General features: G+C 36.4%; 12 protein-coding genes. 8 read left to right on the forward strand and 4 right to left on the reverse strand.

Annotated features, from left to right (window positions below; all coding sequences use genetic code 11):
• Nucleotides 1-99: 99 nt before the first annotated feature.
• A complete protein-coding gene (locus tag VKJ25_RS19420; protein WP_324238289.1) occupies nucleotides 100-2,145 on the reverse strand; it encodes an NAD(P)H-quinone oxidoreductase subunit 5 in 2,046 nt (681 codons plus the stop codon).
• A gap of 511 nt (nucleotides 2,146-2,656) precedes the next feature.
• On the opposite strand from VKJ25_RS19420, the gene VKJ25_RS19425 reads away from it, so the two are divergent.
• The 8 genes from VKJ25_RS19425 (at nucleotide 2,657) to VKJ25_RS19460 (ending at nucleotide 15,058) form a co-directional block, all read left to right on the forward strand.
• Nucleotides 2,657-6,085, forward strand: a complete 3,429-nt coding sequence (locus VKJ25_RS19425) for a response regulator (protein WP_324238290.1) — start codon at nucleotides 2,657-2,659, stop codon at nucleotides 6,083-6,085.
• 378 nt (nucleotides 6,086-6,463) lie between these two features.
• The gene (locus VKJ25_RS19430; RefSeq protein ID WP_324238291.1) at nucleotides 6,464-6,733 is read left to right on the forward strand and encodes a hypothetical protein; all 270 of its coding nucleotides are present in this window, start codon (nucleotides 6,464-6,466) and stop codon (nucleotides 6,731-6,733) included.
• A gap of 139 nt (nucleotides 6,734-6,872) precedes the next feature.
• Complete coding sequence (locus tag VKJ25_RS19435) at nucleotides 6,873-7,109, forward strand: hypothetical protein (RefSeq protein ID WP_324238292.1); 237 nt, start codon at nucleotides 6,873-6,875, stop codon at nucleotides 7,107-7,109.
• Between the two features lie 1,080 nt (nucleotides 7,110-8,189).
• A complete protein-coding gene (locus tag VKJ25_RS19440) occupies nucleotides 8,190-8,624 on the forward strand; it encodes a lasso peptide biosynthesis B2 protein (RefSeq protein WP_324238293.1) in 435 nt (144 codons plus the stop codon).
• A 32-nt stretch (nucleotides 8,625-8,656) separates the two neighbouring features.
• A complete protein-coding gene (locus VKJ25_RS19445; protein WP_324238294.1) occupies nucleotides 8,657-8,968 on the forward strand; it encodes a PEP-CTERM sorting domain-containing protein in 312 nt (103 codons plus the stop codon).
• A 170-nt stretch (nucleotides 8,969-9,138) separates the two neighbouring features.
• Complete coding sequence (locus VKJ25_RS19450) at nucleotides 9,139-9,828, forward strand: NHLP leader peptide family RiPP precursor (protein ID WP_324238295.1); 690 nt, start codon at nucleotides 9,139-9,141, stop codon at nucleotides 9,826-9,828.
• A gap of 259 nt (nucleotides 9,829-10,087) precedes the next feature.
• The gene (locus VKJ25_RS19455; protein WP_324238296.1) at nucleotides 10,088-13,366 is read left to right on the forward strand and encodes a type 2 lanthipeptide synthetase LanM family protein; all 3,279 of its coding nucleotides are present in this window, start codon (nucleotides 10,088-10,090) and stop codon (nucleotides 13,364-13,366) included.
• 498 nt (nucleotides 13,367-13,864) lie between these two features.
• Nucleotides 13,865-15,058, forward strand: a complete 1,194-nt coding sequence (locus VKJ25_RS19460; RefSeq protein WP_324238297.1) for a nucleotidyltransferase domain-containing protein — start codon at nucleotides 13,865-13,867, stop codon at nucleotides 15,056-15,058.
• A 193-nt stretch (nucleotides 15,059-15,251) separates the two neighbouring features.
• On the opposite strand, the gene VKJ25_RS19465 is transcribed toward VKJ25_RS19460, so the two are convergent.
• The 3 genes from VKJ25_RS19465 to VKJ25_RS19475 form a co-directional block, all read right to left on the reverse strand.
• Entirely contained in the window at nucleotides 15,252-15,491 is a 240-nt protein-coding gene (locus VKJ25_RS19465; RefSeq protein WP_324238298.1) for a transposase family protein, read from the reverse strand.
• A gap of 193 nt (nucleotides 15,492-15,684) precedes the next feature.
• Entirely contained in the window at nucleotides 15,685-22,131 is a 6,447-nt protein-coding gene (locus VKJ25_RS19470; RefSeq protein ID WP_483143749.1) for an AAA family ATPase, read from the reverse strand.
• 310 nt (nucleotides 22,132-22,441) lie between these two features.
• A partial coding sequence (locus VKJ25_RS19475) for a sensor histidine kinase (protein WP_324238300.1) occupies nucleotides 22,442-22,631 on the reverse strand: 190 nt, incomplete at its 5' end.

Genomic DNA, 22,631 nt, shown 5'->3' on the forward strand with positions numbered 1-22,631 from the left:
GACCTCTCCCCCAACCCCTCTCCTGCAAGGATAGGGGAGAAATGCTCCTGAATACCTCGTAGGGAAGGGGGTTGGGGGGTTAGGTTTCTATTCACTGAATTAAATTCCAGAAAAAATCACCAAACCCAAAACTGCTACAAATACAATTAAGGCATAGAACTGAGCGCGACCATTTTCTAAATATTTTAAACCTTCCCCACTCAAGAGAGTAATGAAACCTGTTAAGTTAACAGCTCCATCAACTACTTTATAATCTACTTCCAAAACTTGCCGTGCTAAACGACGACTACCTTTGACAAATAGATAATCGTTGATGTCGTCTAAATACCACTTGTTTAAAGAAAAGTTGTAAAGAGGTTTGATTTTGGCAGCGATCGCATCACTATCAATTTTACGACTTAGGAACATTAGAGAAGCAAAAGTAATACCAATTAAAGCAATACCTACAGAATTTCCTGCCATAATTAGAAATTCTGTTTGGTCAAACTCTGCTAACTTCTCTAATACTTCTGTTAAAGATTCCCCAGGAGCATAAATAAACTGTTCAAAATAATTAGCAAAAGGCGTTCCGAATAAACCAATAATTGTCGAAGGAACTGCCAAAACCATCAATGGTAAAGTCATGCTAATCGGAGACTCATGGGGAGAGTGACTATGATGATGGTCATGGTCATGGTCATCATGGCCACTTTCTACTTCAGGGCCAGAACTCAAAACCGGAGCAGCATTTTCAGCTAATAATTGCTGTTTAATTTCCTGATTATTACCTTGGAACTCACCCTCAAAAGTACAGAAATACATCCGGAACATATAAAAAGCAGTCATACCAGCGGTCGCCCAACCGATCAACCACAAAGCGGGGTTAGCTGTAAATGCACTGCCGAGAATTTCGTCTTTTGACCAAAAACCCGCAAAAGGAGGAATACCGCAAATTGCCAGAGTACCGATTAAAAAGCAACTAGAGGTAATGGGCATATATTTCCTTAGTCCTCCCATTAACCGCATATCTTGAGCCAAAGCTGGATTATGGCCAACTACTTCCTCCATACCATGAATTACTGAACCAGAACAGAGGAACAACATGGCTTTGAAATAAGCGTGAGTCATTAGGTGAAATAGTCCAGCGCTATAAGCACCTACACCCATTGCCATTACCATGTAGCCCAACTGGGAAATGGTGGAATAGGCCAGACCTTTTTTAATGTCATTTTGCGTAATGGCGATGGTTGCCCCCAGAAAAGCGGTAAAAGCTCCTGTCCAAGCAATAATATTCATTACTACTGGCAGATGTTCAAATACTGGGTACATCCGGGCAATGAGAAATACTCCAGCAGCTACCATTGTCGCAGCGTGAATGAGGGCCGAAATTGGTGTTGGGCCTTCCATTGCATCTGGGAGCCAAACGTGCAATGGGAATTGGGCTGATTTGGCCACAGGTCCTAAAAACACTAAAACACCGAACAGGGTGGCTAAACCAACCCCCAGAGCGCCTGTTTCTACGAGTTCTTCTAAGCGAACTCCCATTACTTCAAATTCAAAGCTACCTGTGGCCCAGTAAATGCCGAGCATTCCTAGTAGGAGGCCAAAGTCACCGACACGGTTAGTAACGAAAGCTTTTTGACAAGCCTCAGCGGCTGCTTTGCGGTCGTACCAGAAACCAATTAGTAGGTAAGAGGATACACCTACTAATTCCCAGAATATATAGACCTGGACTAAGTTTGGAGAGACTACTAAGCCTAGCATGGAAGAGCTGAACAAACTCAGGTAGGCATAAAAGCGTACATATCCAGGGTCGTGAGCCATATAACCATCGGTATAAACCATTACTAAGAAAGCAACGGTGGTGACGATGACTAACATGAGGGCAGTTAGGTGGTCGATGGTATAGCCCATACTGAGCCTGAAGTCACCTGCTGCTGCCCACTCAAACATTTGAGTATAGGTTTCATGGCCATTAAATTGACTCCAGAACAGGGCAAAGGACATAACCATTGCCGTTCCTAACAGGGAAACGATAAATATTGCTGAACCCCGTCGCAGATTAGTGGTGGCCTCGCTATAAGAGATTAACCCGAAGCCAACCAATGTTGCTCCAAGTAGGGGTAGTACTGGAATCAACCAAGCATATTGATAAAGTGGTTCCATAATTTATGGTTACTTTATAGTTCTTAACTAAGTGGGCAAAACTATTAAGCATTCTTACATAGGCTTCCTAGATATTCATGGTAATGATCGATTTTTTTAAAAGTTATTGGTTAGCTTGAGTCAAAAGTCTACTTTTTGCAGTCAAAAGTAAGTAAAAGCAGGCTTTGGTTATCTAGAGGAGCTATCCATTACCCACATCTCTCACGGAAAGAAACCGGGTTTCTGGGTTCCTTATTTCTTTTCTCAAAGAAGCCAGGTTTCTGGGTTCCCTATTCCTTTTCTCAAAGAAACCGGGTTTGTGGGTTCCCTATTCCCTGTAAACTATATTTAGAGGTTAACGGCCATTGACCCCTAATGATGTAATACACCAAAAATTCTGTAAAGCTTAGGAATGGGTTTGTTTTTCAAGTTAACAAGTTTTCCTGTTTCTCCTGAATAAAGAGAGGTTTTAAAGCGAATGGATTAATTATCAATTATCCATTATCAATTATCCATTATTAATTAGGGTAAAATGTTTAACAAACTTCCTTTAAAAACTGTTCTTATTGTCCCCTTTATCCTGCAAATTGTAACTGCTGTAGGATTAGTTGGATATTTTTCTTTTATCAATGGACGCCAATCAGTTGATACTTTAGCAGATAAGTTAACTTTGGAAATTAGCACTCGTATCCAGCAACACATTTTAGATTATTTAGAGAGAACCTATCAGGGAGTAAAAATAATCAATGATGCTATTACCAGTGGTAACTTTGATGCTTACGACTTTAGAAAAATGCAGTTGTACTTTTGGCAAATCATTACAGAGCAGCAGCGGGAGAACAATCTTTTTCCTGATCGCAAACCGGAAGAATTCAATCTTTTTTTTGGTAACGAACAGGGGGTGTTTGTTGGAGTCAAATATGATCCCGAATATAAAAGTATGATGTTGAGGACTCGAACTACAGCTACTCAAGGATTCCGTGAAGCTTATCAGTTAGATGAGAATGGCGAAATAAGTAAATTCGTGAAAGCGAGAAAGTACGATCCGCGCATTCGTCCCTGGTATCAAAAAGCCAAAAAAGTAGGCTTACCTACATGGAGTCCTATTTATGCTGGTTTTTCTGAAGAGAATACATCTTTAGATATATCTGCTCTCAGACCTATTTTTGATGATAATGGTGATTTCATCGGAGTATTAGCTAATGAAACTAGCTTAATAAAGATGACAGCATTCCTTAATAACTTAGAGATTAGTCCTAATGGCAAAAGTTTTATCATGGAGCGATCGGGAAATATAATTGCTGGTTCCAAAATTCCTGAACCTTTTGTAATTACTAAAATTGATAGCGATCGAGAAATAGAACGCTTACACGCTATGGATAGTGGTAATCCTATAGTCATTGCTACTGCAACTCATCTAGAAAAAACTTTTGGTAGTTTAGAAAAAATTAATCGCAGTCAGCAACTTAATTTTCAGATAAGTAAAAAGTGGTATTATGTTAGTGTGGTGCCAGTTAGAGACGGACGGGGTATTGATTGGTTAGTAGTTGTTGTAGTTCCCGAAACAGACTTTATGGAAAAAATCAACGCTAACACCAAAACTACTATTTTCTTGAGTATTACAGCTCTAACTGTCGCCATATTCTTTGGGATAGTTACTGCTTACTGGATTAGCAAACCAATATCACAAGTTAATTCTGCTGCCAAAAAAATCGCAGAAGGCAAATGGGAAAATCAACTTGATATTCGCCGTAATGATGAAGTAGGAGAACTTGCTCAGTCTTTTAACAGTATGGCAACTCAACTGAAAAACTCCTTTGATATCCTAGAAGCGAAAAATAAAGAACTGAAAAAATTAGACCGCCTCAAAGACGAATTTTTAGCCAACACTTCCCATGAACTAAGCACTCCACTCAATGGCATTATTGGTATTGGTGAATTTCTTCTCGGAGATCCTGCCCAAAACTTCAATAGTACCACCACTTCTAACTTAAACATGATTGTATCTAGCGCTCGTCGTCTTTCTAATTTAGTTAACGATATTCTCGACTTTTCTAAGATTAGATACAATAAACTAGAATTACAAATGAAAGCAGTTGATATTTTTGTGGTGGTAGAAACAGTAGTCACCTTAAATCTATTAGTCAGCAAAAATAAAAATCTACATTTAATCAATACTCTTCCCAGAAATTTACCACCAGTCTTTGCAGACGAAAACCGTTTACAACAAATTCTCTACAATTTAATTGGTAATGCTATCAAGTTTACTGACTCTGGTAAAATTGAAATTTTAGCAGCACTAATTACTAATAATTATATAAATCCTCCTACTCTAGTTTCCCCCTCAGAAGATTCCAGTCAAAATCAAAATATTCAGCCATCTCAGGAACTAATCATTACAGTTTCTGATACTGGTATTGGTATTCCCAGCGATAAACTAGACAGTATTTTTAAATCTTTTGAACAAGGAGAAGGTTCCATAGCCAGAAAATATGGTGGTACAGGTTTAGGATTAGCTATCACCAAACAATTAGTTGAACTTCATGGGGGTCGCATTTGGGTACAGTCTGAGGTTGGTGTTGGTTCTAGTTTTAGTTTTACTTTACCCATTTCCGAAAAATCTGTAGCCGATCCTCCAAATATTTTTGTTTCTAAAGTTAAGGAGACAGTAGAAACATCCCCAGATATTCAACCAGATGAAAATCATTTAGCAAATGGTGATTTCCATATTTTAGTTGTTGATGATGAACCGATAAATGTGCAAGTTTTAACTAACCATTTGACCGCAAATCACTATCAAGTTACTCAAGCTTTAAATGGAAAAGAAGCTTTAGATGCTATAGCTAAACATGAGAATTTTGACCTAATTTTGTTAGATGTAATGATGCCAAATATAAGTGGTTATGAAGTCTGCGCCCAAATTAGAGAAAAATATCCAACGGAGGCTTTACCTATTTTAATGTTAACTGCGAAAAATCAAGTGGCTGATTTAGTGATGGGTTTTCAATTTGGCGCTAATGATTATTTAACTAAACCTTTTGCAAAAGATGAGTTATTAACTAGAATTAAAACTCATATTCAATTATCAAAAATTACTAATTCTTATGAACGTTTTGTGCCTCATGAATATGTGACATTACTCTCAAAAGAAAGTATTCTTAATGTGAAGTTAGGAGATAGAGTCAGCAAAGAAATGGCTATTTTCTTTTCTGATATTCGTTATTTTACAACTATGTCAGAAAAGATGACTTCTCAAGAAACTTTTGCTTTTCTTAATGGTTATTTAGAACAAGTTTGTCCAGAGATTAGAGACCGGAATGGTTTAATTATTAAGTTTATGGGAGATGGAATTATGGCAGTATTTCCTGATGGTAGTGATGATGCGGTTGATGCTGCTATTGCTCAATTAAAGAAGTTACAACAATATAATCGGAACTTGAAAGAAAAGGGTTTACCTGTAATTAAAATTGGCATAGGTATTCATTGGGGTAACATGATGGTGGGGATAGTGGGAGAGAAAGGTAGGATGTCTGGAGATGCAGTTTCTGATAATGTAAATTTGACGTCTCGTTTGGAAGGTTTAACTAAGTTTTATGGTGTTTCTTTATTAATTTCTGAGTCAGCTTTTAACTGTTTAAAAAATCCAGAAAAATATCAAATGAGGTTTTTAGATAGGGCATCGGTGAAGGGTAGAGATGAACCGATTAATGTTTATGAAGTGTTGGATGGTGAAGTAGATTTTATCCGAGAGTTAAAGTTAGAAACTCAAGGAGATTTTCAGCAGGGTTTAGACTATTATCGTTTAGGAGATTTAGTAGCAGCTAAAGTTTGTTTTGAGAAAGTATTGGTGGTTAATTGTGCAGATGAAACAGCTAAACTTTATTTGGAAAGAATTGATGAGTTGATGGTCAATGGTATTCCCATAAATTGGAATGGAGTTTGGGCATTTACTCAGAAATAAGGAAGAAGTTAAGAAATAAGAAGTTAAGAAGTTAAGAAGTTAAGAAGGAAGAAGTAATATAAAATCCAGATAATTAATAAACTCAAGTCATTGCGACTGCAACGGAGTGGAAGGAAGCAATTTCATAATTTTAAGAGATTGCTTCCTATCGTCGCAATGACCACTACTGTGCAACCATATTTTATATAAGAAGTTAAGAACTAAGAAAGAAAAAAATGCTCAAAATAAAAACTCTCTTGCTATTTCATTAATAGATAATTGATACATCTCAATATTTGCCAATATACTTTTTTTCTATTCTCTCCATACCTCCATACCTATTTCCTGAAAATGAATTTAATATGATAATGAAATAATTACTATATCCCAATTAAATATATGACGAATTTACAAATAAAACTTCCCACAGATACATGGGTTTCAGCTACTGGGAATGAATATCTCCAAACTATTGAAAATCCCATTTACACTAGAGCAAAATCTTATTATTATCAAGGAAAACTCAGAATAGAAATATCACCAGTAAGTTACGATCGCGCCAAGGATAATTCACTTATTGCTATAGCTCTTGGTATTTTCTGTAGCCTCAAAAATATTAGAAGTAAAAGTTTAACTAATTGTAGTTATAGAAAAACCGGACTTCAATAAGTACAACCAGATATTTCCTACTATATAGGTGATCATTCTAATATTATTCCTTGGGGAACTTCTATTGTAGATTTAGATAGATATCCATCCCCAGATTTAGTCATAGAAATAGCCAATATTTCACTGGCAAATAATAAAGGTGAAAAAAAGGTTAATCTATGAAGATTTAAAAGTCAAAGAATATTGGATAGTTGATGTTAAAAATGTAGATATTATTGCTTTGGCTATGGTTGATGGTGGCAGTAAAAAAATTAAAGAATCTCAAGTTTTATCAGGATTATTAATAAGTATTTTAAAAGAAGCTTTAGAACAGAGTCGAAGTATTAATCAAAATGAAGTTATTGCCTCCCTATTTTCTCAATTTCAAGAATCTTGATCTTGAGTAGGAACTGGAGAAAAGGAAGAGTCTGCTACTAGATTACTGTTGTTCAATAGTCTAGATAGATCGAGTGAGGACTATTCTACTTGTCCCAATGGTGATGCTTTGAAGTTACAAAGAATATTTAGCAAAAAAACAAAAGTCAGGTATTTGGAATGATATAGCAGTCGAAGCAAACGGCACGAATATTTCTAAATTCTGTTTGCGGAGCATTTCCCTATACGAAAAACCCTTTGATAGTCTCCTGTTCCCTATTCCCTAGCGCGTAGCGCTATAAATGAGAGAAGTTTTTCCCTTGTTGTGACTGAATTTGTGAAGATTTGATGAAGATCAAACCCTATAATCCCTGGAAATCTACTACCAAGTAGTTATAAGCTGTACTGATAAGTCTAACGTATCTCCGTAGTTACACGGTTTTTACTTCTTAATATCAAATCTACTGTCAAATTCCACATATAAATAGTTTGAAATCCTGATTATATCTTGATTGTTAATTGATAAATAGTCAGAGATATTGGCATAATTGCTTAACATAAATCAACATTTTTTGATGATTAAAATTATAGTGATAGATGATCTTGGTATTAAATATAAAATTTTTAAAATATTTGTATAAACATAATTTTGTTATTTTGATACTTAGTATAATTGTGTAAAATATCAATTGTTTTATGTGAATTTTAGAAATATTTGAAAAACTAATATATTCACATATTTTAACTATATAAAGATTGAGTAAAACAGCTGATTTGCTATTGCTTTATTTTTTGGTGATGGATATTATTGATTTTAAGTAAATCAAAGCTGTAATTCCAGACTATCTTACAACGGTAATGGTATGTCTTCGTTCGGCTATTACTGACAGGACTTACGCAAAGCAACTAAGAAACCGGGCTGATTGCAGTGAGATTGTGGTTCTAACCAATAAATTTGGTTGATAAACCCGGTTTCTGCATAAGCCCTAACCGATCTAAATTTGAGGCATTTTTCCTACTAGAAAATGTCTAAGTACCATTATTCAATCCCTAACATTCATTGAAAGTAAAAAAGCTGCATAAGTTCTTACAACTTAACCTCTTGGAACAACTCCTGCTAGTTAAGGCATTTCTTTTGCTTGCGGTAATTCGGGTAGGACTGAAATTCTTGCCTTTTCAGACTTTGTACCGCCTTCTAGCAAAAGTATTTCAGCCAACTGCAAAGTTGCAGATATCAGAATCGACTTATGCAGAAAAAGTAGTGTGGACAGTAAGAGTAGCTAGCCGCTATGTACGGGGTGTCAGATGTCTAGCTCAGGCTTTGGCTACTCAGGTATTATTGGAACAGCGCGGTTATAGCTCTAACCTTCGTATTGGTTTCACTAGAAATAAGGGTGGGCGGATGTCAGCCCATGCTTGGGTGGAAAGTGAGGGGAGGGTGGTGATTGGTGATCTTAAGAATATGGCTGACTATATTCGTGTGCCACTTCAGGGAACAGAAAATCTTAAAAAGAAGGAGTGGAGATTATTATCCTAGCCTTTAGAAGTGTCTACAACAATAAATAATTGTTGTCTCTATCCACAATAGCCATTTTGATACTAAGTTATACTTCTGCTTATGCGACTCAAAATTTTACTCTTGAAGCATGGAAATTTGCTGGCCTTGGTCAAGGAGGAGTTGTTGAAGAAGAAGGGGATGATGAAGATCAGGTCTATATTTGTTTGAAAAATGGCAAACCCCTGAAAGTCTTAGGATTAGAAATGATTGACTCAGACGACATATCAGAAGAAGGTATAGTTTGTACTCCTGAGCCATCATCTATCTTCGGCTTGATAACATTAGGCTCTATTTTAGCTGGAGCTAAAATTTTACAAAAATAGGTTTTACCCATGAGCGCTATTGGTAGGGTGTGTTTGGCGTTCCGCAAAGCTCCGCTAACGGCTGTCGCTGATATGTAAAGCGGTAGCGTAACGCACCAAGACTCTATAGAGAGTGCCTTTATGTAAGTCCTGAAAAACAAAAAAATCAACTAATTTAAGGATATTTTACCATGTCTAGTCATGAAATAATGAATCCAAATTTGCCTTTGTGGTCTTTTCAGTTTAAACCCAATTCTCAGTTGGGTGTAAAAACTCGCAAGGATTTAGAAATTCATCTGATTACTCGTGCTTTGAAGGATGAGGATTTTAAGCGAGAGTTGATTGCAAATCCGAAGGCTGTGATTGAAGAAGAATTAGAGACAAAGTTACCTGAAGACCTTGAGATTAAGGTACTTGAGGAAACGGAAGATACTATTTATATGGTGTTGCCTTGTAATCCTTATGAGGGAATGTCTGAGGAAGAGTTACAGGCTTCTTTAGGGATGACTTATGAGGATGTAGCTCAGTGGGTTTTGGAACAGCAAAAAAACACCTTATTGGATGAAGAAAGTAGTGTAATCCTTTTGCTTCATATTTGGAAGGATCAAGATTATAAACAAAAACTAATACTTGACTCAAAAACGGTACTTGAACAAAAATTTAATACCAATATATCAAAAAATATTACAATTAAGAGTCTTGAAGAAACTCCTCAGAAGCTTTTTATAGTCATACCTGAAATGGGTGATAAATCAGTACCTCGTATGACTGAATGGTTTGATGATATCAAGTCTGAGCGAAAGCAACAGCCCTTATTTGAAAAAATTTCAGTAGGATACTGTGGTTCTTCTTTTGAAATGGGTTCTAGCTGTACAACATAAGTTATAAAAAGTAACTGATCTTGAGTTTTTAGAAAGTTTAATAACATCACAGGACTTACACGGGAGGCACTATGTATAGAGTATTGGTCCCTTACGAGATACACTAACACACCCTACCAGTCGCGTTCATGCGTAAGTCCTAATCAGTAACTCTGCATATCTAGATCAAGAAATAGAGGACAGAACATACAGAATGTTATTGAAAAAGTCTGTTTCTCTTATTTCTTTTATTGTATTATATTTCAAACAATTTAAGCTGATGTATGATCCTAAAACTATTCACAATAGTCTTATTGAAATAATAGAAAAATCAAGTACAATTACTGAACGTTTGAGTGATAAATTTATAACCGATGCTTCTGAAGAAAATTCTCAAATAATCTGTTCTAAAACTTATCAGTGGTGTGAAGTAGCAACTCAAGGAAACTGGGCAAACTTTAAGGTACATCTTGCTAATTATGGTCTTGATGAAAAAACAGCTTACCGTGCTTTCTGTTCTGTACATCTAGATAATAGTAATTACCTACCAGAATGGGCAATAATTCTAGATGAGTATCTTAAAATCATTAACTTATTGAAATTAAATACTTTAGGAACAGAAGATACTAAAAGTAATAGTTTTTTATACGATCAAGAACCTATTCCGTTTCAGGAAGTTTTGTTGCCATTAATTGGGATAGCAAAGCAAAAATTAATATCTCGTCTTGAATGTAGATATGATTTACTGAATAATCAAGCCCATGTCAGCTTAGAGCGTAATCTTTTAAAACGTTTATCTGAGCTATGTTTGCCGTCGATGCAACTGGAGTTTTCAGTTTTTCGAGCTTGTCAACAATCTTCTGTTGTGACTCGTGTACTTAATGAGTCTACAAAACATTCTTGCTATCAAAATTTTATTCACAAGTTACTTAAAGGTCATTTATTAGTTTTATTACAAGAAAAACCTGTATTAGCTCGATTAATGGCGATTGCAACTCATTTGTGGATTGAGTCCACTATAGAGTTGATTACACGCTTAGATTCAGACTGGCATGAAATTAACAGAAAATTTCATCCCAATTTTGATATCAAGCAAGTTGTTGCTATACAATGTGGTTTGTCTGATTACCATTACAATGGACGTTCTGTGATTGCATTACATTTTGCATCAGGACTTAAACTGATCTACAAACCTAAGAGTATCAGCTTAGAGGAAAAATATTTTAAGTTACTAGCATGGTTCAATGAGCAAAGATTTTACAGGAATTTTAAATTACTAAAAATATTAAATCGATCAACTTATGGTTGGGTAGAATTAATAGAGAATTTACCATGTAAAAATCCGGAAGAAGCAAAACGTTATTATGAGCGTTCTGGTTCTTTACTGTGTTTAACTTATGTTTTAAATATAACAGATTTACATAAAGAAAATATTATTGCCTGTGGCGAACATCCAGTTCTAATTGATTTAGAAACCCTTATGCATCCTTGGCCAAAAAAACTTGACAATATAGAAAATGAGAAAAATTCTGAATATATTGCTAAACGTCAAATGGGTTATTCTGTAATTCGCACTGGATTGTTACCTAGGTGGCAGTTAGGCTTGGAAAATCAAAAGTTTGACATAAGTGGATGGGGTAGCTTTGGTGAACAAAAAACATCGATTTCAACAGCTGTCGTTAATAATATTAATACGGATGCAATGGAAATTATATATGAAAATGAAATAAATACTGAAAGCCATAATAATCCGTTGTTAAACTATATATCTTTAAACATTAGTGAATTTGTTGAGGATATTATTAACGGATTTAGCGAAATGTATGTTTTTTTAATAAAAAACAAGCTAAGAATTTTGAGAGAAGAAGGTCTCTTAAAATGGTTTAAATCTGAAAGGACTCGATACATTTTTCGTTCGACAAAAATATATCAACTAATTTTAAAGACATTACTTGATCCAAAGCATCTGGAAAATGGTGCTACCTGGAGTATGCAATTAGATATTATTGCTAGAGTGATGTTTTTGCCTGGGAACTCACCGACACTACATCCTTTGGTAAAAGAAGAAAGAAAGGCGTTGGAGAAATTAGACATTCCTCTATTCTTTACTAATTCAGGAACAAAAACTTTATTTTTCTCAGACAATAAAGTTTTTGATAATTTTTTTTCTCAAAGTGGGGAAAATTTAGTTATTGAGTATTTGAATAGTTTAAATAATGATGATTTGGAGAAACAAGTTGATTTAATTAAAGGTTCATTGTACTCAAGAATAACCGAAAATGCTCATGCAACAATACAGTATTTTGGCAATCATAACATCTCATTCAAAAGTTCTACTAATATCCTAAGTCATAATATTTGTTTAAGTAAAAATTTTTCTATTGCTGAAGATATTGAAAAGAGAGCCATTTACTCCATAGATAAAAGTAATGTAACCTGGATATCGCCTCAATATAGTTTTGATATTGAAAGTTTTCAAATTGCTCCTTTAAGTTTGGGAATGTATGATGGAATTTCTGGTTTAACAGTTTTTTTGTCAGCTTTTAAAAAAAATATTGGAGAAACAAAATTTGATTATCTTGTAAGAATAAATATAGAGAATTTACATAGAAAAATTAAACAATTAACATCTACAAAAATTTCAGAAACAATTAATAGTGATGTTTGGTTAAGATATATTTCAACTCTCTATTCAATAGTTACTGTTAACAATTTGCTAGATATATCACTTTTCCTAGATGATGCTTACAAGATCGTTGTGGACATTCCGCCTAATATAATATTGGCTGACCGAAAATTTGATATTTTATCAGGTTCATCACACACAATTTTGGTATTATTAGCTTTATATAGTCAATCTGTCGATCAAGAAGTTTTACATAAAGCCATACTTTCTGGTAACCATCTCCTTAATAACCGTGTCGTCAGTGAATCAGGTCATCGAACCTGGGCAACCTTAGATGGAAAACTTCTCACAGGTTTCTCTCATGGTGCAGCCGGAATAGCCTACGCTCTACTTCGCCTCTATAAAGCCACTGGTGAAACCCGCTTTAAAGAAGCAGCAGAAGAGGCGATCGCCTACGAACGCAGTGTCTTTATTCCCGAACTGAACAACTGGCCAGACTTTAGACAACCCCAAACCAAAGATAATCCTAAATGTATGTGTTCATGGTGTCATGGTGCCCCTGGGATTGGTTTAGCTAGAGTTGCTACCTTAGACATTCTCGATACCCCAGAAATTCGCCAAGACATAGAAGCAGCCATCACCACTACCCTAAACTATGGACTCTCAGATATCGATCATCTATGCTGTGGCAACATGGGACGAGTAGAATTTCTCTTCACTGCCGGGCGTAAACTAAACCGACCCGAATTAGTAGATGCAGCTATGAAACTTGCTTCACAAGTGGTTGCCCGTGCTGAATACAAAGGACATTATGGCTATGGTCCGATTCTTGATTTTCACCCCGGTTTCTTCCAAGGTGCGGCAGGAATAGGCTACCAATTACTTAGATTGGCTTACCCAGACCAACTACCGTCAGTGCTGCTATGGGAATAACTAGAGGTTACTGAAGTGAGAGGATTGGGGAGAGTGGGGAGTATCACTTCTGACTTCTGACTTCTAACTTCTAACTTCTAACTTCTCAGGGAGGTGTGGGGAGAGATAAAAGTAGGAAAAATAATTACTAAACAACTAATAATGATCGCGCAACAGACTTTGAATATTGATAACTATCAGGACTTACGCAAAGGCACTAACTATATATAGCGTCTTGATGCGATGTTCGATTGAATACTTATCAATAACTCCTGACTCCTTTACCAAAAAATCCTCACTTTTGCAAAGATACGCTTAGGACTTCTATATAGCTTCTTATTTGAAATACAAGCCCAGCATTATAGGTAAAACGATGTTGCTGAATTAAGAGATGAATATAAGTGAGATGGGGAGGATACCCGTCCGAAAATATAAGGGACGGGCAAGATGCCCATTCCACAAAACTATTAAAATCATCTCACATTTATGCAATGCTGCATTAATTATAGGTACAACAGTATGATGACTATTCCCGTTACTCAATCCCAACTATTGACTAAAGAATCAGCCCGAATCACTCGCCCTGAAATCCAGCTACTGCTGTGTTGCACCAGAACTCAGATAGACCCGACGACAGAAAATCGTATTAAGGGGTTATTACAACAAGATATCGACTGGACTTACCTCATCCAGACCTCTATCTGTCACAGTGTCATGCCTCTCCTGTACCGAAGTTTAAATTCTACCTGTCCAGAGGCAGTTTCAAAATCTATCTTGTCTCAGCTTCGGAATTTTTATCATACTAATGCACAGCGTAACCTATTTCTGACGAGTGAGCTAGTCAATTTGTTAAATCTTTTCCAAGACAACGGCATTCCCGCTATCCCTTTTAAGGGACTATCCCTCGCAGTTTCAGCTTACGGCAACTTAGTATTAAGGCAGTTTAGCGACCTCGATATCCTAGTTCATAAACAAGATATAAATAGAGCCAAACAACTTCTGACCTCTCATAAATATCAACTGACCAAAGAACTATTTTGGGAAAGTCACTTTATTAGTGAAGGAGGCAGAGTTAATATAGACCTTCACCAAGCAATTACACCAAAATACTTCTCCTTTCCTGTTGATTTCAATGAGTTGTGGAAACGTCTTCAACCAGTTTCCTTGGTTAATAGAACTATATTTACTTTTTCCTCGGAAGATTCACTTTTAATCCTCTGCGTATATATAGCCAAAGACTGTTGGGACAAGCGGGAACGGCTAATTCAAGTTTGTGATATTGCCGAACTGCTTCGTCATCAAAAAATAGATTGGGAACTACTAATAGAACAAGCGACTAAACTAGGTATTACACGAATAGTATTACTGGGTCTTTTGCTAGCAAATCAACTTTTGGGAACAGCACTTCCAGAAGAAATTTTATCCAAAATACAAGCAGAACCAACGGTTAAATTACTCGCTACTCAGGTATGCGAGTGGCTTTTCCATAAAACTGATTCTCCAAATGTAGGTTTTGAAAGAAAGCTTTTCTACTTGAAAGTTAGAGAACGTCTAGAGGATATCATCCCTCTATTAGATTATTGGATAACCCCAAGTCAAACAGACCGAGATTTTTTTTTATTGCCTAATTCACTCTCTTTTCTTTACTATTTAGTTCGGCAAATTCGATTAGTTGGAAAATACGGATTGAGAATAAGGTGTTGGCAAAAATAGGAATATTTTCTAAGTAACAAATAATCATCATAATCTCCAATCATCAGCCCGTAAAAACCTAACAAAAACAGCTCTACCACAAGCTTCGTTCGTAGACCTAATACTCTTACCATCTACTGCTAACTATTCGGCCTCTTGAATTAAGATTTGCTGTTTAGCCCATTGATTGAATACTTGAGCCAACTCAGCAAAATCAATTCTCGTCATAATTCGCCGAAATGTAGAATTCCGTTGGAAAACTTAAAGGTGATAGCTCTAGTTCTTGATTTAAGGCCTGGTGATGACGACGAGCAAAATTTTCTAATGCACAATAAGAGAAACAACCGCTCATTGTACCCATAATCACTAATAGTAAGACTAACCATAATGGATAACGTCTTCCTCTAGCAGCTCGAAAATCAGGTAACTGGGCTAATATTTGTAACAAGTTCATTTTTATCTAAAGCTCTAAATACTAAATATAGAATAGTTAGCTTCACTAAATACTTGACATTAATCATTGTACTCCTCAATATTTTTCTCTGGCGACAATAAATTAGCCTTGCTCCCAGGAGGGGAAGAAGATCAAGTTTTTTTTCACTGATTATCCGGAATCATATTACAGCCAAGATGTCTGTGTTACCAAATTACATTGGTAAAATAATCGCAAGTGTTGTACCTTCTCCAACTACAGATTCACAAATAATCTCACCACTGTGTTTCTCAACAATAATTTGGTAGGCGATCGCCATTCCTAAACCTGTTCCTTTACCCACTCCTTTAGTGGTAAACCCTTGTTCAAAAATTCGGTCTCTAGTCTCTGGTTTCATTCCCTGACCATTGTCTTCAATTTCAATCTGTATTTGATTTTCATCTAGTTGAGAAGTGCGAATTTTAATTTGATTTGGTTTCTCCTGAATCTCAGCATAAGTTTTACCAAGATTAGCGTCATCAAAAGCATCAATCGCATTTGCCAAAATATTCATAAATACCTGATTTAACTGACCAGGAAAACAGTTAATTTCTGGCACTTCCTCATACTGTTTCATAATTTCTATTGACGGACGTTTATCGTCAGCTTTAGTGCGATGCTTCAGGAGTAATAATGTACTCTCAATCCCATCATGGATATTGAATGCTACTTTATGTTCCTGGTCTTTGCGGGAAAATATTCTCAAACTGCTGCTGATATTTCTCATTTGCTCGACTCCCACATTCATCGACTTGAGAACGTTAGGGAAGTCTGCTCGTAAATATTCCAAATCTATCTCTTTAGCATGATTCGCCAGAACTTCCGTAGAACTATTCTGCTCATACAGAGCCAAATGCTCTAATAAATCAGATAAGTTTTCTTGAGCTATTTGCACATTGCCAGCAATAAACCCCAAAGGATTATTGATTTCATGGGCAATACCAGACATTAAATTACCTAATGCTGACATTTTTTCACTTTGCACCATTTGCAATTGGGTTTTTTGTAACTCTTGAAGAGTTTTTTCTAAAGCTTCAGATTTTTCTCGGAGGGCAGTTTCTGTAGCTTTGAGCTGACTAATATCCCGCATGGTAGTCGAAAAATATTCTGGCACTCCCTCAGCAGATTTGTGAGCAATAATAACTTGAGAAACTAGGATTTCTCGTCCTGTTGAATCTATAACTGCTGTTTCTCCAAACCAAGTTCCATCACGAGTAGCGATAGGAATGCCTTCATTGAAAATGATTTCATTTGCCCACTGGGGATGGTTTTCTGTGAGTTTAAATGAGTTCCCCTCAGAATGTAGTTCTGGTCGTAGTTTTTTAAATTGAGCATTCATCCATAATACCCTGCATTGAGTATCGACAATACCAACATAGTCAGAAGTCATTTCTAAAATAGCAATGAGACGTTTTTGTTCTTGCTCTAGTTGTATGCGCTCGGTAATATCCTCGTAGCTGCCTAACATTCCGTATACTGCTCCATTTTCATCACACAATGGAATTTTGTTTGTGTCTAGCCACCTGATTGTACCATCACTCTGTCTTTGGGTTTCAATAATGTGTAATTCAGGTTGGTTAGATTCCATCACCCGGCGATCGCATTCTCGAAAGAAGTCAGCCTCTTCTTTAGTACAAGGGATGTCGTAATCATTTTTACCAATCAGAGCTTCGGGAGAACTAAAATTTACCATTTTAGCAAGTTTTTGGTTGCATCCTAAAAAAGTCGAGTTTCTATCTTTCCAGAAAACGTATTGGGGAATGGTATCAATAATTTGTCTGAGTAAGTTTTCTGATTTTTTGACTTGTTGTAGTGATAATTCCGATTTCTGATGCAGTTGCGCATTTTTAATAGAGATGGCAGCTTGATTAGAAATAAAGTTGAGCATGAGAATACGCTCTGGGGTAAATACATCACGAGTCAGTTGATTTTGTAAATAGAGAATGCCTATCAATTTTCCCTGATTTAACATTGGTAAACACAAAATACTTTGGGGTTGATTTTGCTGTAGATAGTTATCAATAATTGGTAAGTCGGTGTCAATATTATTAATAACTAATACTTCTCTAGTATTTTTAACATATTGAATGAGTTGAACTGGTAAGTTAGTATTATCTGTGAGGAGTTTGGTACAGAGTTGGGTGCTATCTGTAGTCGCAACAGCTCTGAGATGCCAAACATGATTTTCATCCCTGATGAAAATGAGGCAGCGATCGCCCCCAGAATTTTCCAGAATAATCTGACTTAGTTGATAGAGAAGTTCGTTGAGTTGGATGACTTCAGAAATAGCTTGAGAAGATTTCAAGACGGTGGCTAAATCAAGGGTAGTATTGATAATTGTTTGAGACTGATGATTCAGGAGCTTAGACGAGTGACTTGAAAGTTTAGGTACAGCAATATTTGTCAGAGTATCCCATAATTTAGGAGATTGGGTTCCTGCTTGGAAAATAGGTTGTAGTAATTGGGGATATCGTTTTTCTAAGTCGTCAGTTTTCGCTTTTGCCCCCCAACGAGCGTAGCAATAGTAAGCCTCTTGCATATAGCTTGCTGCAACTTTTTCTTTACCCCAGTTTAGGTAAAATTTGGCTGTTAGTTCATTAGCAAGTGCTTCTTCTTGAAGATATTCGTTTTCTTTGGCTCCAACAATGGCGCGATCGTATAGTTCAATAGCTTCTGATTTTTGATTAAGAACTCGATATCGTTCAGCTTCTACTAAGTTAAATTTATGCAAATAATTCATGGGAGCATGATTTTTCCATATCTTCATCTTTTCCTGATTAGTTTGAACTCTATCAAGAATTGTTTCTTGTTCCGACACAGAAACTTCTGGATAAATTGCTAGTCGTACTAAAGAATCATAAAAATAGAACAGAGAAACCACAACCAATCCAGTTACTCCTCCTAGAGACTCTTCTGCAATTTTGGCATTATTTAATGCTTGAGAGTAATCATTGAATAAATAACTAAGTAAAAGTTTATTAATAAATAGATGATTAATAGTATATAAATCTTGAGCTTGTTGATGGAGAGGTAGCATTTTCTCCTCGTTGTATGCTACCCCAATTAAACTATGCAAATGTTCAGACTTTCCTTGTAAATTTAAAGTAGTTTGTTGGTAAATACAACACCAATTTAAAGCCACTTGCTGCTTAACTCTCCTTAAGGAATCAATATAAACTGTCTGGTCTTTTTCCAAAATATCTAAGTTTTTTCCTAACCAAAAAGAATGAGTCAAATAAATGTAAGCACAATAACCAACATATTCAAAATCTCCAGTTTCCAGTCCAGCAGAATAACCCTCAAGAGCAGGTGATAAAGTTTCTCTAATATGAGCTTGCCAATGAGCTACATGGGCATTAACAACAGTCAATATCTTGGCTTTCAGTTCTTGAGCGTTAAATTTTGATAAAACTTTTAAGGCTAATTTTCCAAATTCGGAACCAGTATCAATATCACCAAAAGAACCAGAAAGAAGTAAGCCATAAATACTGTAACCGTAAGCAGATATTGATGTATTACCCTCTCTCAAGGATAATTTTACCATTTCAAAAGCGATCAATGGAACCATAACTTGATAGCTCTGAAAAGCAGCAGGAAGAGTTTGCATTAAAATTTTCATAGCTGCAACGTTTTCGGGAACGCTCATTATTGGCAAGTCAATCAAATCAGGAATAGATTTCCCCTTCAAATTCTCAACTACTTGGTCAAAACCTTTCTGAATATCAGAAGGTTGTGGTTGCTCTGGAAAGTTAACGCCTAATTCTTGTAGAATTAAACCTGCGATTTTAATTGCTTCTAGCTGTTGACTTTGGACAATGCAAGCAGTTATTTTAATTTCATAAACGGGTACTTTGTCGAGTAAAGTTTGGGTATTTTGGAGAATAATTTCTGTAAATTCCTGCATCTGCTCAAAATTTCCATTTAAGTAAGCAACTTCAGTAACTAAATTATATAATTCCAGAGTTAATTTATATTCACTGTTCCAACTATCTTCACTGAGTAACTCCAACCCAATTAATAAATATTCAATGGCTGCACTGTAAGCAGTTGCCACTTTGGCTTTTTTCCCAGCTATGAAATTTAATTGAGCTAGTTGACATTCCTCTCTGATATCATCAATTAATGATCTACCAATATTTAAGTGATTGATAAAATCAAAAATATATTCTGCTTGTTCCTCTTTGGGAATATTACTTAACAACCCTCGACCTATTTGTAAATGAGTTCTTTGTTTTCGGTCTTCAGGAATCAAAGAATAAGCTGCTTGTTGCACTCTATCGTGCAAAAAACGATAACTCACTGCCACTGTCTGAGTTTGGCTTTCATACCCACTACCCTGAAAAAACTTATAATTTTCAGAAATAGGTACAATCAACCCCTCTTGTAACGCTCCCCAAATATCTGCTGCCACCTCTGCTTCTGGTTTGTCACACACCACCGCTAACGTTTTTAAATTAAACTGATTTCCAATACAAGCTGCTAACTTTAATACTTCCTGTGTTCCTACTACCAATTTTTGCAACCGCCCCGCCACAAACTCCACCACATCATCTGTAATCACTGCATCACGCACCTCCAACAAATTACATTCCCAATATCCTAACTTCAAATTAAACTTAATCAGTTCATCTTCATGCAACCCTTGCAAAAACTGCGTAGTAAAAAATGGGTTGCCTTTGGTTTTTTGATACACTAACTCTGTCAAAGGTTGAGCTAATTTTTGACTACATTTCAAAGTATCTGCTATTAATTGATTGATATGATTAATTGCTAACGGTGGCAAAGTAATTGTAGAAACAACTGCCTGCTCTTCTTTTAATTCTGCTAAAGTTAACATCAATGGATGAGCTGGATACACTTCATTATCTCGATATGCTCCCAACAGTAATAAATATCTAGTTTCTCCACCACTCATTAATACTTTCATCAAATTTAACGATGCTGAATCTGCCCATTGTAAGTCATCTAAAAATATAACTAATGGATGTTCAACACTCGTAAATACACCGATAAATTTTTGAAATAGTAAGTTAAAACGATTTTGAGCAGCATTGCCAGAAAGTTCGGGAACAGGTGGTTGACTACCGATAATATTTTCTAGTTCTGGTACTACCTCAATGATAACTTGAGCGTTATCTCCCAAAGCGTTGAGAATTTCAGTTTTCCAAGTGGTTAATTCTGTATCTGACTCACTCAGTAATTGTTTCATCAAATCTCGGAAAGCTTGCACAAACGCAGAGAACGGAATATTGCGATTAAACTGGTCAAACTTACCTTTGATAAAATATCCATTTTGCCGAACTATAGGTTTATGAACTTCATTAATTACAGCAGTTTTGCCAATCCCAGAAAATCCTGCCACTAGAAGAAGACGGGGAGTGTGGGAGAGGTGGGAGGATGTTTTGACTCGAAGAAACCGGGTTTCTGTTTCTGGGTTCTCTTTTGGTAACTCCCCCCTTTCAAAGGGGGGTTGGGGGGGATTACTAACTCTATCAAAAGCATCCAATAAAGCTTGAACTTCAGGTTCCCGTCCATAGAGTTTTTCAGGAATCATAAAGCGATCGCTCCTATCCCTGTCCCCCAAATCAAATGATATAATTTCTCCTGTAGTTTCTAACTGTTGCCGACATTTCTCTAAATCGTGCTTCAAACCCAAAGCACTCTGATAACGGTCTTCCGCATTTTTCGCCATTAATTTCAGTACAATGTCGATGAGGATTTGAGGTATTTCTACACTCCCCTCCTGGGAGGGGTTAGGGGTGGGTTGACTCTGTAGGGACGTTGGAAACAAAAATGCGAACGTCCCTACTTCCTGTTCCCTAGTCCCTACTTCCTGTTCCCTAGTCCCTACTTGCGGTTCCCTAGTCCCTACTTGCGGTTCCCTAGTCTCTACTTCCTGCTCCCTATTTCCTAATACAGTTGGTGTTTTAGCAATATGACAATGAACTAACTCCATCGGATCGCTGCTTTCAAAAGGCAACTTTCCAGTCAGGAGTTCAAAAAATGTGACACCAAGAGAATAAAAGTCACTGCGATAGTCAATACCTCGATTCATCCGTCCGGTTTGCTCTGGAGAAATGTAAGCTAGAGTTCCTTCCAGAATATTCGGACTAATCAACTGTTGTTGTTCTCTAGGCAGTAGAGTAGAAATGCTAAAGTCAATGAGTTGAACTTGTTTAGTTTGCGGATGGATGAGAATATTACTAGGCTTAATATCTTTGTGAATGACACACTGTTGAGTCAGATATTGGAGAGCTTCTGTCAGTTGAATAGCAATATTGAGGAAATTGCTGAGACTAGGTTCTGATTTTGGCCAATAATCAGACAAAGCGATCGCTCCTGAATCTGGCATGATTAGAGCATAGCTATTGCCATAGCGTTCTAGGGCTAGAGGTTTAACAATAGTTGGATGTTCCAGATGACGAGTAATGATATATTGGTTGCGGAATTGGACTAATTCATGGAAACTGGGGTGAGGATTCCGTAATACTTTGATAATTACTGATTTCTGGTCCCAGTTTCCTTGACCACGATAGACCAGAGTGCGTGTTCCTTGGTATAAATTTTCCCTGACATAGTAGTTGGGAAGGTTAAACATAATATTATTATTCATGGTTTTCATAAAGGTAAGTAGTAAGTAGGGACGTTTTCTGCCCTTGAGCGGACATGAAACGCATTTTTGTTATGCAACGTCCGTACTTGATTTTGGTAAATCTCCAGTTTTTAATAAAATTTCACTTTTATAGTTTTTAGTAAGTCCTGAGTAGGTTGGGTTTTGTAACCCAACAATAAAGGTTTTCTGAATTTACTTGAGTTGGGTTTCGATGCCTCAACCCAACCTACTTTTCTGGGAGGGGTTAGGGGTGGGTTAACTCTGTACGGAATGCAACTCTGTACGGAGGTTGCATGCAACGTCCCTACTCTCTACTAGATTAAATTGGTATATCTATCATAAACCTTGTACCTTTCCCCAATTCCGAAAAACACTGCAATTTGCCTCCATGTTGCTCCGTAACTATTTGATAACAAATAGACAAACCCAATCCAGTACCTTGACCAACTGGTTTGGTAGTAAAGAAAGGGTCAAAAATACGTTGTTGAACATTTTCACTCATTCCCGGT

It is taken from the genome of Okeania sp. (assembly GCF_035285525.1).
Taxonomy (GTDB): domain Bacteria; phylum Cyanobacteriota; class Cyanobacteriia; order Cyanobacteriales; family Microcoleaceae; genus Trichodesmium.